This window comes from Candidatus Obscuribacterales bacterium, assembly GCA_019744775.1.
In the GTDB taxonomy this organism is placed as follows: Bacteria; Cyanobacteriota; Vampirovibrionia; order Obscuribacterales; family Obscuribacteraceae; genus SBAT01.
This window is the reverse complement of the sequence record JAIETZ010000002.1, coordinates 494,072-506,350: the sequence shown is the minus strand read 5'-3', so window position 1 is coordinate 506,350 and position 12,279 is coordinate 494,072. Positions and strand designations below refer to the sequence as shown.

Here is a 12,279-nt window from a genome sequence, read left to right as displayed (position 1 = left end):
TCTTAGGAACCTACATAACATCCGCGAAGGATTTCTTGATTTTGTAGAAGAAGTAATAGCCGGCAAACCAGAGGATTAAGCCGATTGCTGTATAAGAGAAATAAGAATTCCAATCCGGTGGCAACCCTTCAAGCATGCAGCGGCGGAAGTCACCGATAAGTCCTGCCATGGGGTTTATCCACAAGAGGAACTTCAATGATTCAGGAAGCTGCGATGCCGGATAAACAATTGGTGTCGAATACATCCACGCGGACAGGAAAAGCGAAATGGCGTGACGGATGTCTTGCAGGAATACTCCCATGCTGGAAAGCAACCAGGCGATTCCACCGACAAATAAGAATTGTGAAAGTAGAAGCAGTGGAATATAGACGAGCGTCCAGTGAACAGCGTGCATTGAAATGCCGGCAATTACTATCAGCACGGTTAGTGCGATAACCTCAGTAACCATTGATGAGAGTACTGATACCAGAGGCAAAATTTCTAACGGGAAAACAACTCTTTTAACGAGATTGGGATTTTCCAAAATTGTTGTGGTGGCACGCAAGCAGGATTCGGATAATGACTGCCAGGGCAATAGTCCGGCCATCAGGAACATGGCAAAACTGCCTGTTGATGCATCAGTACCCAGTCTTACTTTGAGCACGATGGAAAACACGAACGTATAAAGCAGCATGTGCCCGAGCGGATTGATAACCGACCAGAATGTGCCCATCACAGAACCGCGAAATCTTCCTTGCAAATCACGGCGAACCATAAGTTCAATAAGTGGGCGCAACTGCCAGAGCCCGCGCATACCTGCTTTGGGTGTCAGGTTGTAGTAGCTTGAAACACCACGTGACTCACGTGCTGTCTCTACTGTTTTCGGTTGTCCGAGTTGAACAGACATGTTAACCAGCGCGGTTCCCTATAGAAGTTCAAAGAGGCTGTCGGCAGAATCATCCGCGTCCCAGCCGGGTTCACAAGATGATAACACGCTACAGCCTCTTGGGGAGGAAGAATCAACAGCTTCTTAGCTAGGCAGTTTTTGTGCCCAGGCTGCGATTATTTTGACTTTGGAAGCCGACTTGTCAGTGTAAATTAATTCACCTTTATAGTCGTCACCGAAGAAGATGGTTTCTGTTGGTGTGCCTACATTGCCGGCTTTTACCTGCTGGTCATCCACTTTGGATTGGGTTGGCTTATCGGTTGGGAAAAGCTTTTCCAATGTGGCAAGAGCCTGCTCTTTGCTCAGTGGTTGCTCTTGTTGATAAACAAGAAGACCAAAGCATCTGCCGTCTTTGCACTGGACCATATACTGACCACCGTTGGCATCGCGACCGCGGCTCAGGTATTGCACCTTGCCGGCTACGCTGCCGTTTGGATCTTGTACGAAGGTCAAGATTGCATCTTTGAAAGTTGTTTCAGGCATGCCTACACGCACTGCATCAAGGGCAATTGTTCCTTGAGGAGTTGGCACTGCGGCAGTTTCCTTGTTGGAGGAGCATGCGGTCGTCATCGTGGCGCACGAAATGGCTGCCAGAGCGATGAGTGACAAATTCTTGTATTGCTTTTTCCAGTTGAACATTGTGTTTTCCCCGCAAAGTTTTAGCGATTACTAAAAGTCATTTAGTAATACGTGCCGTCAGTCTAACCCAAATGAGTTTACAAGGGGTGAGTTGTTACAGGCTGTGGCATGAAATTCTAGTCATCCAAGAGCTGTTTAGCGCGCTCCAGGAGCTTTTCTTTGCGTTCGGGAGCAACTTGATCCAAGTACGACTCAAGTGCCGACAGAGGCGTTGAAACGGATGTTTCATTTAACTCGGGTATGCGTCCGAGGCGTTGTCCAAAAACTATCTCAGGAATAAGACGTGCCGACATTGCCTGCTTCAAGCAATCTTCCAGCTCTTGCACATTCAACTTTGCTGTTTGTTCTTGCTTTATCTTGTAGCGAACACGCAAGACACAACCTTCTTTTATCTTTTCTTTTATCGCCTGCAAAAGTTGTTTTGTCGGATCCTCAGAATTTGTTACGTCGCAGTCGACTGTGACAAAAGGGCGTGGCGAGATTGAGTGAAACTCAAATTTGCTTGAGCCGCGATTTAATTCAATGTGCAGAAATCCTTTGTCTTCTTTCTCTTCCCCGAAGTCAATGCGATCGAGGCTGCCTGCGTAAACAATTGGTGGTGTATTGTCTCGAATGACTTGATGCTTGTGCACGTGCCCCAAGGCGACAAAATCAATACGCGGATCAACAAAAATATCCGATGGAAAAGTCTGCGTGTAGCCGACAAGCAATTCTTTTTCTATACCGGCAATTGCCTTGTCTAAAGTCATGTGTGCCGTAACGAGCGTGGGAATTTTGTCATCTAATTCGTCATAAAGTCCACGCATCACCGCTGATACTTTTTCCACAATTGCTTTGTCAATTTGCACTTGTCCCATAGAGGAAAACTCTTCCGACGACATCAAATGGTGACGCGTCACATAAGGCAAGCCTACAATCTGGCATGCACCATGAGCGGTATCAAGCGTAAAAACTTTTGGTTTGTCAATGACAGTGACATTTGGCACTTCAAGACTTTGAAAAACCGACATCGAGTGACTGGCTGTCGATCGCAAAATTAGATCATGATTGCCGGTCAAAAGAATAGTCTGAATCGATGCGTCGGATAAACGTTTTAATTCTTTGGCAAAAACCTTTTGGTAGATGGGCTCTGGCGATGAGGTCCGATAGGCGTCTCCGGAAAAGAGAAAAATATCCGCCTTGTTAGCAATTGTGTAGTCAACAACTTGCGTCAGCGCCCGCACGAAATCCTCAAAACGCGAATTTAATCCTGTTTGCGGATTTACGCGCCCATGACCTTCGCCGGAGCCAAGGTGGATGTCGGAGACATGAATGACGTTAATAGTCATGTGGATATTGTATCGCCTTGTTCAAATATGGAGCTAAAATTGAGGAAAGGGGTGAACGATGCTCTTTCGCTTGATGAATTTAACCCGGCTGAGTCCTTGGCTCTTGTCTGCTGTCCTAACCTTGCCTGTTTGGGCTGTGACCCCTGAAGAAATCACAAAGACGCTGAAAGATGCGCACATTTTGACGCCCGGCTATGACATCAAGCCAGTGCTGACAAATGATTCGGCGTTAATTACCAGCTTTCGCAACCCTCAGGCTTCGGACAAAGACTGCAAGGTTGATGCCGTCCTTATCACCCGCAAGATAATTGCCCTAGACCCACAAAAATTCAAGACAGTGGAAGTCTATTTTTACGAAACGAAGAATCCAACGCAGTACACCAAGATGCTGGTGACAGCCGACGACATAAATCGCTTTGGCTCCGGCAAGATAAGTCAGACGCAATTGATGGCTTCCGTTAATGTCACAAAAGGACAAATTAAGGCGCAAGCAAATCCGTTGGGACAATTTAGGCAGCAAAGTTACACACAAATCTTGCAGCGCTCGGATGTCGTAGCAGGGCCGATGGCTTCTGAGAGAGCGCAACTGCTCAATCAGATAAGGCAGCTTAATGGGACGAAGGTAGACAAAAGACTTCTGCAAACTTTGTCTGAAAATTTTGTTTTGATTGAAGATTTAGCTCGCTACAACCAGCGTGATGGGCTAGGGCAACAAATAAATTTATTGAAGGATAGAATCGCGCAAGCTGGCGGCATGACTGCACAACCGCGCGCGGGTAATTTCGCCAAACCGGAAGCTATGACACCAGCAAAAATGCAAGAGCATCCTGACTTCGCTCGCAAGCAACAACAAATGATTGATTCTTTGCGAAATGAATTGGGAAGCGACGCGCCGAGCCCAGGGCCAATGCTGATGGAGAGAGCGCGAGCAGTGAAGCGCATCAAGCAAATGCAGAAATTCGTTGTACCGGAAGACGAAGTTGATCGTCTGATGCGGTCATATCGCGATGTCGATTACATTGCCCGTCACGGCAGTGCTGATGATGTGGCGAGGAAAATGGAACCTCTTAACGATAAGATAGAAGACGTCGTGCAGGCGAGACAACAAAACAACCCCAAGCGAATGGACAGAGCACAACCATTTGACGGTCCTCCTGATATGGGTCCCGGCGGAGAAAGACATTGGTAAACGAACGCACTCATCAACTTAGCCGCGGACAAATAGTCCGGCTAAACATCCAGTCCTTGGCGCCCGGCGGCGACGGTGTCAGCCGGCATGAAGGCATTCCTGTATTTGTATCGCGCGTGGCGCCCGAAGATGTTGTGGAAGTACAACTTGTCGATGTTCGCAAGAATTTTGCTCGCGGAATAGTTGAATCAGTAGTTGAGCCTTCAGCTCAAAGGCAAGAACCACCCTGCAAAATATTCAAAGTTTGCGGCGGCTGTCAGTGGCAGCACATTAGCTATGACTATCAACTAAAAGCAAAAGAGGATATCGTCAGGCAAGCCATTAAACATATAGGCGGACTAAGTCCGGATTTGGTTCAGACTGCCATCGGTGCTCAAAACAATCTCCACTATCGTAATAAGGCGCAATTTCCTGTAAGGCATCCCCATGATTCGACGCGCATTCTTGCCGGTTATTATGGGCAAGGCAGTCACAAGCTAATCAACGTCAAGTTTTGTCCTGTACAACCACAAGCTTTGGATGAAATGCTTGAATCGGTAAAAGCTGTTTGCGAGCGTCATGCGATGACAGCCTATGATGAGCGTTCGCATAAAGGACTCTTGCGTCACATACTAGGGCGCTTTAGTTTTGCCAACAATAAATTGCTGATTACGCTGGTGTTGAATTCCAGTGTTGAACATTTGCGCTCAAGCGGATTTAGCGAGGAATTGTTGCAATCGGTTCAATCATTTGAGACTTCCGATGAAGATGAGGAAGGTGATCCGACAAGTGTTGAGCCGAAACGCGAGAAGCCTAGATTCGGAAGCGCGCACGGCAAAAAAATTATTCCGGGTAGGCTACAACCGGAGATGTTGGAAAGAATTGCCGAAGATCTGATGAGCGAGTTGCCGCAGGCAGTAGGCGTTTGCATTAATCTCAATCCGGATAGAGGCAACAGAATTCTTGGCGGCACGACAATTTGCCTGGCAGGCGAATCATTTATTACCGAAGAATTGAAAAGCACGCGCTCGGATTTTCCGGAATTGCTTACTCGCGGCATAAAATTCCGCCTATCTCCGGCGAGCTTTTTCCAAATAAACACAGAGCAGGCAGGCAAGCTTTTGGAAGCTGTTGCCGATGCGTTGTTGGAATTCGGCAGTAAACCCAAAACACTTGTAGATGCTTATGCCGGCGTGGGCACGATGTCCATTTGGTTGTCGCCTTTTGCAGAGAAAGTTATTGCCATTGAAGAAATTGAGCCGGCTGTTGAAGATGGCCGGACAAATCTCGAACTGAATGGCGTGGCAAATGTAGAGTTTTGCTTGGGTACAGTCGAGAAAATGCTGCCGGAAGTAACAGAGCGCATTCACGGTAATGCTGATGTTGTGCTTCTTGATCCGCCGCGCAAGGGTTGCAGCCCTGATGCGTTGAACGCAGTTTTTGCCCTAAACCCGAAGCGAATTATCTATGTAAGTTGCAATCCGGCGACATTAGCTCGCGATCTGAAGATAATTGAGCAAAATGGGTATAAAACTAAACGGGTTCAACCAGTGGATATGTTTCCTCAGACCTATCACGTTGAAAGCGTAACCACAATTGAGCGCCAGTCATAACGGCCGCCGCGAGGGCAGAAATGGTTTTCACAGGCTTTTTCAGAAAACTGGATACCGACAAGCAAAGTCGTCTTGCCAGCGTAGTTATTAGCACTGAGAAGACGTTAGTGCCGGAAGCGCTGCAGGACTTATGCGCATCTGTGGGTTGGGCTCGACGCGACCCCGATTTGATTAACCGCGCTTTAGCTAACAGCCTCGCTGTTGTCAGTGCCTGGGATGGCGATTTGTTGGTTGGTTTTGCCCGCGCCACAGGCGATAAAGTTTTTAATGCAACTATCTGGGACGTGGCTGTACGCCCAAGTTACCAGCGTTTGGGACTGGGCAAGCGCATCATGCGAGAAATTATCAATCAGCTAGACCAGTACCCGATTTCCCTGATTACGCTCTATGCCGACCCAGGTCGGGACGGCTTCTACAAGCGCCTTGGCTTCAACTCCGACCCCTCGGGCATTCGAGCCATGTTTCGTGAGCGTTCATAAAGGATCATGAACGAAGGCTTATAGACCGCAAATCTGCCGCGCCTTCATGGTAAAGTCTTATAATTGTCAATTGGTTCAGGCGCGAGACCTTATCTACTCGCTGGCTTTTGAGCCGTTACCTCCGGAGAAGTCATGAAAATAATTCTGCAACAAAACGTCGCCAAATTAGGCAAAGCTGGAGATGTCGTTGAATCAAGCGACGGTTACTTCCGCAATTTTTTGCAACCAAGAAACTTGGCTGTCGTAGCAACCGACGGCACATTGAAAAAACGCGAAGAAGATTTGGCTGCTCTGCGTAAGAAAGCAGACATTCAGCACCAGGCATTTCTTGATCTCGCTGAGAAGATCAAAGAAGTTGGTACCGTCAAACTCGCAGCAAAAGCTGGCGAAGGCGGCAAGCTTTACGGCAAGATAACCAACAAAGAAATTGCTCAAGTGTTGTCCAAAGAATTGAACACTGAAATCGACAAGCGCACAGTAAAGACCGCTGACGATATCAGCTTCCTCGGCAACTTCCCGGCAACAGTAAAGCTCGCACCGGAAGTGCAAGCTGAAATCATGGTTGAAGTGCACGCTGAGTAATTGGTGCGCGCATGCAATGCGCATCTACGCATAATTAAAAAAGACCTTGCTTTTTGCAAGGTCTTTTTGTTTGTAATATGAACTGATTTATTCCGCAGCGACTTCGACGAACATTTCAAGCGTTGCTGTTCCGTCAGCTTGGCGCTTTAGCAGCTCGACCTTTTGTTCGGCGGTAGTGAGGAATTTTTCGCAGTCGGAGCTTAGCTTGATGCCTTCTTCAAAAAGCTCAAGTGCTTCTTCGAGTTTTATCTCACCGTCTAGTTTACCGACGATTTTCTCGAGGTCTTTCAATGTTGATTCAAAATCTTTTTCTTTAGACATTAGTTGCTCCTTTCTAGTACCAGTCAGATTCGCATTCGATGACTTTGAGTTTTAGTTTGCCCTTGGCCAACAATGCTTCTACTGTGTCTCCTTCTTTTACCTTGTGTGCTTTGGTGATGATTTCACCATCTTTATTTCGAATGACGGCGAAGCCGCGTTGTAAGACATTCAGGGGTCCTAAGACCATCAACTTCTCATATGCCATAGTCCAGCGATGTTTGTTTTCTGCAAGCAAGGTTTCGCTGGTATTCAATAATTTATGGCGCAGATTCTGCAGCTTTAGATGCAAATGCTGCAAGCGATCGGCATAGCGCAGAAGTTCCGGCCACGGATCGGCTTTTTCAAATCTATATCTTGCTGTCGCTAGCTTTTCTGTAATTCTGTCGAGCAAGCGTCTGTGCAAGTTGGTCCAGGCGCTGGCCATTTCCATGTGACCGCGTGAGACAAGTTCGGCCGCAGCTGTTGGCGTCGGCGCGCGCAAGTCGGCAACCAGGTCGCAGATAGTCACGTCTGTTTCGTGACCGACACCGGAAATAGTAGGCACGCCCGATGCGGCAACAGCACGCGCAACAATTTCTGTATTGAATGACCAGAGATCTTCAATTGAGCCGCCACCGCGGGCGACAATGATGGCATCAACTCCAGGCACTTCGTTGAGGCTTTCAATAGCCTGAGCAATTTCTTCTGCGCTGCCTTCGCCTTGTACTTTTGATGGACTGATGATTACGCGCAGTCCCGGATTGCGTCTTTTGAAAACGCTCAAGATGTCGCGCAGCGCAGCACCGGCAATACTGGTGACGACACCGACGCAACGTGGCGTTGCCGGAATTGGTCTTTTGCGTTCAGGATCCAACAATCCTTCTTTATCTAATTTTTCGCGCAGTTGTTCAAAAGCTAATTGCCATTGACCGATGCCGACAGGCTCAAGTCCGGTGACTACTATTTGATAGTTGCCGCGTGGTGGATAGACAGAAATCTTGCCTTTGGCGACAACTTGCAAGCCATCTTCTAATTCAAATTTCAAATATTGAGCGGCATTTCTAAAACAGACGCAGGAAATAGTTGCGTCCTTATCCTTTAAAGAGAAGTACCAGTGGCCGGATGGGTAGAGTTTGGCGTTGCTTATTTCGCCAACGATGGCTACGGCGTCGAAGGTCTCTTCCAGGACGTCTTTAATTAAACCTGTAAATTCCGAAACGGTAAGTACAGGGTTGAGTTGTCCGAATTGGGGTTGCGGTACGCTCATCTCTTTTTGCCTTTCGATTAATTATCCCGGATCCGCCACATTTAAGTTGACGCTGGTTTAAGGACACCTATATATTGGTATGACATACAAAAGTAAGGTAGTCAACTCGAAAGGGGGTTCCAATGGAAAGAACCTTGTTTACACCTGCCATGATCGAAACGTTCAAAGTATGCCGAAAGGCTTACTGGATGGCGTATGAGAGCCTCATTACTGGTCGTAAAGTGGCAAGTGGCGACAAAACTGTCAAGAGTTTTCTCTTGCGGGCAATTGCTGAAATAAATCGCGGCAAGGTTGCCAATATGCATCAATTGTTGAAGTTCATGGGACAACATTGGCCAGCAGATGAGATGAGCAACGACAGAGCAGCCAAAGCGTTTCTCTATACTCACAAGACTTTGTCTCAATATCTTCTAAATGGATATAAGCCTGCCGGCGCACAAATCGTTGGTATCAATTTAAAGGTAAGAGCACGCATTGGCAGTTTGCGTGTTTATCTGGAAGATACTTTTGATTTGATTCTCTACTATCCAAGTCAAAGACGTCTTGAGCTTGTTGACTTCCATTTAAAACCACTGAAGCCATTTGATCCGGCTTGGCCGTCATCATCAATGTTGGTGAAGCAGTACCTTGCTGAAAAGCTGCGTTGTCGTTGGCCGTTCGACAAAGTCTCAATGACTTTTGTGCAAATTGGTAGTCCGGAAAGACAGACGGTAACTATTCCAATGGAAGAGTCGACTTTCCGTCTTCACTGGCCGGATCTTTTGAAAACACTTTCTGAAATGAAAGAGCCTGAGCATTATGATTGCGCGCGTCAAACTTGCAAGCGCTGTAATTTCTTGGAGGCTAAATTTTCACAAGGTCGTCAGCAAATAAGACCAATATCCAAGACGGCATAAGCGCGACGGAAGCCAAGTATCTATAATTCGCCCTGACCACGTGTTGGCTGCGTACTTATATATAAGGAACTAACTTGGCTGTCGATTTACTTATTCATTCCATTGGTGAGCTGGCAACACCTCACTTGGAAAACGTGCCGGCACATGGAAGTGCGATGGGCAAGATTAACCGCGTAAAAAATGCAGCGGTGGCAATTGCCGATGGCAAAATCGTCGCTTGCGGATCTGAAAAGGAAGTACTGGCAAAATGCAGTATCACCGACTCAACAAAAAAAATTGACGCTGAAGGCAGACTGGTTACACCAGGGTTAGTTGATCCGCACACGCATTTGATCTTTGCCGGCAACAGGGCCGATGAATTTGGACTTCGTTGTCAGGGCAAGACATATAAGGAGATTGCCGAAGCTGGTGGTGGCATAGTGGCCAGTATGCGGGCCACTAGAAATGCATCAGTAGATGAATTGGTATCTTTGGGCAAAGAGCGATTAAAGCGCATGGTCGAATCCGGCACGACGTCATGTGAAGTCAAAACTGGCTATGGTTTGTCCGTTGATTCCGAATTGAGAATGTTCGAGGCAATTCTGAAGCTCAATGAGATTCAGCCGGTTGAGTTGGTGCCGACTTTCATGGCCGCTCATGCTTTTCCAGCTGATCAAAACCGCGAAAAATATATCGAAGATATCACTGAACGCATGTTGCCTTTGGTATCAGAACGGGTATCGCGAAGCTCCGCCAATGGTAGAGCCACCGTCTTTAATGATGTCTTCTGTGACGAAGGATATTTCACTCTCGATGAAACCAAGAAAATTCTCGAAGCTGGTGTGAGACATGGGTTAACGCCGAAAGTTCATTCCGATGAATTCGCTAATTTGGGTGCCACCACGTTGGCAGTTAATTTAAAAGCGCAAAGCGCAGATCATTTATTGAATGTAAGTGATGCGGAAATTGATTTACTTGCAAAATCAAATACAGTGGCTGTACTTTTGCCGGGCACCTCATTCTTTTTGAACTTGAATGATCACGCAAGAGCTCGCCGGATGATCGATTCAGGCGTTGCAGTTGCTTTGGGCTCGGATTTCAATCCAGGATCGTGTCATATCTACTCGCTGCCTTTTATATGGGGTCTTGCTTGTCTTAAATTGAAAATGACGTCCGAAGAAGCATTGACTGCAATGACCGCAAACGCAGCGCAGGCGATCGGTTTGGGCGATAAAGTAGGTCAAATTAGAGAAGGCTATCAGGCTGATTTAGTAATTTTTGATCTGAATTCAATTTCTGAAGTCCCGTATAACCTTGCATCAAATCCGGTGGCATCAACAATCAAGCGCGGCAAAATTGTTTTTGAGAATAAGGAGATCGGCTAATGAAAGAATTTATGCCGATTATGTTTTTTGCCCTTGGCGTTTTTCTTTTGATCGCTTCATTCGTTTTGGGACAGCAAATGAACGAGCACTGGGCGATTAACAAGATCGTTTCGATGGCAACTTTGGCTGCCGGATCATTTTCAGTCATCTTGGGAGTAGTTACTTATATCCTCGCCAAAGAAGATGATCATGATGTTTGGTAGCACTATTTTTTTGAATTGTCGAAAAAACATATTGTTTATTTGATCTCATTCGTTATAATTTGTATCGGTGCCACCACGGATGGGGGCCCGTCGTTTTAAATAGAAGCGATGCACGACTCTTACTAAAGAGGGATTTTGTAATGCCCGAACGTATGCGGAAGCCGGCCGAAGAGCCGGAAGCTGGGTTGGATTTGGAGGGTATGGATCAGTTTTTCGATCAGGGACAGCCTTCCAGCGCATCCCGGATCGTTGATGCCACCGTTGATGGTGTTCACGTCATGGAAGCAGTTTTGGAAAAACTCACCGGTCAATTGACCGACTTAGTTGGATTGAGTGTTGACCAAAGAGTTGAAACCGCAAAAATTACCAATCAATTGATCGACAATCAACGTCAATTGATCGCCACTCAGCAAATTCTCATTCGTTTGATGGAAAAATCCATTGAACTAACAAGGCACATAACAGCCATCGAAGAAAAGCTGCCGGTTGTCTTTACGTTGCCTAAGCTCGTTGAAGATTTGCGCGCTAAAGTCGCCTACCTGGAAGGCGTTGAAATCGAATAGATTTCGCCAAGTTCTTGAGAACAACTATTAAAAAAATGTGGTAATCCCCACTCTGTGCGGGTTTTACGATTTACTTATGAGGTTCCGGTAGTAGAATCTACCGAACAGTTGTCAGTTGCCTTCGGGGATTCTGCATGAGCGATTTTCATGACATTGGCGATCATTATGATCTTGGCGGTAGCCATCACGACGCCGGAGCTCACCATTTAAGCGGCCATTACGGCGCTCATCAAGGTGGCACCGGGCAGGGTGGTCAAGGGATAATGGGCGTTCTCAACCATTTCCTCGGCAATGACAGCCACCAGCACGAGGGCGGCGAAAACCACAGCCACCATAATCATGCCGGCTCGACTAACCCGGCCCATGTGCAGACAACTGACACTATGGTCGGCTCCAAGTGGGGACAATTTTTTACAGGCTTGCCTGTTACACCATCAATGCTCTTTGCTACTCTCTTTGGTGGTATGGTCCTTTGGTTAGGGGTCGTTTACTTCCTCAGCCACAATACCAACGACAAGGTGGTCAAAACCCAAGGCACTCAGGCTGATCAGGTACTTTTAGCCGGTATGCGCAACGCCATGCCGATGCCGCAACGCCAGAACTACGCCCAATATTCACCAGCCGGTGCTTCTGCTGTGACGCCTGCGCCAATCCAGGACAATACGATGATAAGTGCGCTGCCGGGAGCTATTGAAGCTAGACCTTTGAGCCAAGCTCCCGTTATGGCTCAAGCCGTACCAGTGCCTTACGCCATCAATCCGACCTACCAGAACTACCAAGAAGTACGCTCTTATAACGTCCACGTACAATCGCCGGACGGCACAAGACTCAAGACTATTGTCAACCGCTAGAAATTGATTTGAGAGCTTCGCGACTATAGTTGTAGAAGCTGAGCAAGAGCGGCGAGGAGCCGGTCAAGGAGAGGACACTAAATGTGTCCTCGGATCGAAGC

At 47.2% G+C, this 12,279-nt stretch carries 14 protein-coding genes; 9 read left to right on the top strand and 5 right to left on the bottom strand.

Translation table 11 applies throughout. The features are described from left to right. Nucleotides 1–10: 10 nt before the first annotated feature. The 3 genes from K2Y22_05685 to K2Y22_05675 all read right to left on the bottom strand — a co-directional run bounded on the left by K2Y22_05685 (nucleotide 11) and on the right by K2Y22_05675 (nucleotide 2,892). Complete coding sequence (locus tag K2Y22_05685; protein MBX9877931.1) at nucleotides 11–886, bottom strand: ABC transporter permease; 876 nt, start codon at nucleotides 884–886, stop codon at nucleotides 11–13. Nucleotides 887–1,009: 123 nt separating this feature from the next. Continuing rightward, nucleotides 1,010–1,564, bottom strand: a complete 555-nt coding sequence (locus K2Y22_05680; GenBank protein MBX9877930.1) for a hypothetical protein — start codon at nucleotides 1,562–1,564, stop codon at nucleotides 1,010–1,012. A 116-nt stretch (nucleotides 1,565–1,680) separates the two neighbouring features. Further along, nucleotides 1,681–2,892, bottom strand: a complete 1,212-nt coding sequence (locus K2Y22_05675; GenBank protein ID MBX9877929.1) for an exonuclease SbcCD subunit D — start codon at nucleotides 2,890–2,892, stop codon at nucleotides 1,681–1,683. 58 nt (nucleotides 2,893–2,950) lie between these two features. Here K2Y22_05675 and K2Y22_05670 point away from each other — a divergent pair, with 58 nt between their 5' ends. The 4 genes from K2Y22_05670 to rplI all read left to right on the top strand — a co-directional run bounded on the left by K2Y22_05670 (nucleotide 2,951) and on the right by rplI (nucleotide 6,734). Beyond that, nucleotides 2,951–4,081, top strand: a complete 1,131-nt coding sequence (locus K2Y22_05670; protein MBX9877928.1) for a hypothetical protein — start codon at nucleotides 2,951–2,953, stop codon at nucleotides 4,079–4,081. Beyond that, the gene (rlmD, locus tag K2Y22_05665) at nucleotides 4,075–5,673 is read left to right on the top strand and encodes a 23S rRNA (uracil(1939)-C(5))-methyltransferase RlmD (protein ID MBX9877927.1); all 1,599 of its coding nucleotides are present in this window, start codon (nucleotides 4,075–4,077) and stop codon (nucleotides 5,671–5,673) included. The genes K2Y22_05670 and rlmD overlap by 7 nt, the downstream gene beginning before the upstream one ends. Before the next feature lie 20 nt (nucleotides 5,674–5,693). Further along, nucleotides 5,694–6,152, top strand: a complete 459-nt coding sequence (locus tag K2Y22_05660; GenBank protein MBX9877926.1) for a GNAT family N-acetyltransferase — start codon at nucleotides 5,694–5,696, stop codon at nucleotides 6,150–6,152. Nucleotides 6,153–6,284: 132 nt separating this feature from the next. Continuing rightward, a complete protein-coding gene (gene rplI / locus K2Y22_05655) occupies nucleotides 6,285–6,734 on the top strand; it encodes a 50S ribosomal protein L9 (protein ID MBX9877925.1) in 450 nt (149 codons plus the stop codon). A gap of 87 nt (nucleotides 6,735–6,821) precedes the next feature. Here the strand turns inward: rplI and xseB are convergent, their stop codons facing one another. Together xseB and xseA are read right to left on the bottom strand one after the other, a co-directional pair. Then, a complete protein-coding gene (gene xseB, locus K2Y22_05650) occupies nucleotides 6,822–7,055 on the bottom strand; it encodes an exodeoxyribonuclease VII small subunit (protein ID MBX9877924.1) in 234 nt (77 codons plus the stop codon). A 13-nt stretch (nucleotides 7,056–7,068) separates the two neighbouring features. Then, entirely contained in the window at nucleotides 7,069–8,301 is a 1,233-nt protein-coding gene (gene xseA, locus K2Y22_05645) for an exodeoxyribonuclease VII large subunit (GenBank protein MBX9877923.1), read from the bottom strand. 122 nt (nucleotides 8,302–8,423) lie between these two features. On the opposite strand from xseA, the gene K2Y22_05640 reads away from it, so the two are divergent. From K2Y22_05640 to K2Y22_05620, 5 genes are all read left to right on the top strand, one after another. Then, entirely contained in the window at nucleotides 8,424–9,197 is a 774-nt protein-coding gene (locus K2Y22_05640; GenBank protein ID MBX9877922.1) for a hypothetical protein, read from the top strand. A gap of 74 nt (nucleotides 9,198–9,271) precedes the next feature. Continuing rightward, a complete protein-coding gene (gene hutI / locus K2Y22_05635; protein MBX9877921.1) occupies nucleotides 9,272–10,561 on the top strand; it encodes an imidazolonepropionase in 1,290 nt (429 codons plus the stop codon). Then, nucleotides 10,561–10,764, top strand: a complete 204-nt coding sequence (locus tag K2Y22_05630) for a hypothetical protein (GenBank protein MBX9877920.1) — start codon at nucleotides 10,561–10,563, stop codon at nucleotides 10,762–10,764. The genes hutI and K2Y22_05630 overlap by 1 nt, the downstream gene beginning before the upstream one ends. A gap of 140 nt (nucleotides 10,765–10,904) precedes the next feature. Further along, nucleotides 10,905–11,327: a hypothetical protein gene (locus K2Y22_05625; GenBank protein ID MBX9877919.1), complete on the top strand. Its 423-nt coding sequence runs from the start codon at nucleotides 10,905–10,907 to the stop codon at nucleotides 11,325–11,327. Nucleotides 11,328–11,461: 134 nt separating this feature from the next. Then, nucleotides 11,462–12,178 carry a hypothetical protein gene (locus tag K2Y22_05620; protein MBX9877918.1) on the top strand — a complete coding sequence of 239 codons (717 nt, stop codon included), beginning with the start codon at nucleotides 11,462–11,464 and terminating at the stop codon, nucleotides 12,176–12,178. Nucleotides 12,179–12,279: the final 101 nt, after the last annotated feature.

What these genes read in the sequence shown, in the direction of transcription:
- K2Y22_05685 (MBX9877931.1), bottom strand. Translation starts at nt 886, where the DNA reads ATGTCTGTTCAACTCGGACAACCGAAAACAGTAGAGACAGCACGTGAG.
- K2Y22_05680 (MBX9877930.1), bottom strand. Translation starts at nt 1,564, where the DNA reads ATGTTCAACTGGAAAAAGCAATACAAGAATTTGTCACTCATCGCTCTG.
- K2Y22_05675 (MBX9877929.1), bottom strand. Translation starts at nt 2,892, where the DNA reads ATGACTATTAACGTCATTCATGTCTCCGACATCCACCTTGGCTCCGGC.
- K2Y22_05670 (MBX9877928.1), top strand. Translation starts at nt 2,951, where the DNA reads ATGCTCTTTCGCTTGATGAATTTAACCCGGCTGAGTCCTTGGCTCTTG.
- K2Y22_05660 (MBX9877926.1), top strand. Translation starts at nt 5,694, where the DNA reads ATGGTTTTCACAGGCTTTTTCAGAAAACTGGATACCGACAAGCAAAGT.
- rplI (MBX9877925.1), top strand. Translation starts at nt 6,285, where the DNA reads ATGAAAATAATTCTGCAACAAAACGTCGCCAAATTAGGCAAAGCTGGA.
- xseB (MBX9877924.1), bottom strand. Translation starts at nt 7,055, where the DNA reads ATGTCTAAAGAAAAAGATTTTGAATCAACATTGAAAGACCTCGAGAAA.
- xseA (MBX9877923.1), bottom strand. Translation starts at nt 8,301, where the DNA reads ATGAGCGTACCGCAACCCCAATTCGGACAACTCAACCCTGTACTTACC.
- K2Y22_05640 (MBX9877922.1), top strand. Translation starts at nt 8,424, where the DNA reads ATGGAAAGAACCTTGTTTACACCTGCCATGATCGAAACGTTCAAAGTA.
- K2Y22_05630 (MBX9877920.1), top strand. Translation starts at nt 10,561, where the DNA reads ATGAAAGAATTTATGCCGATTATGTTTTTTGCCCTTGGCGTTTTTCTT.
- K2Y22_05625 (MBX9877919.1), top strand. Translation starts at nt 10,905, where the DNA reads ATGCCCGAACGTATGCGGAAGCCGGCCGAAGAGCCGGAAGCTGGGTTG.
- K2Y22_05620 (MBX9877918.1), top strand. Translation starts at nt 11,462, where the DNA reads ATGAGCGATTTTCATGACATTGGCGATCATTATGATCTTGGCGGTAGC.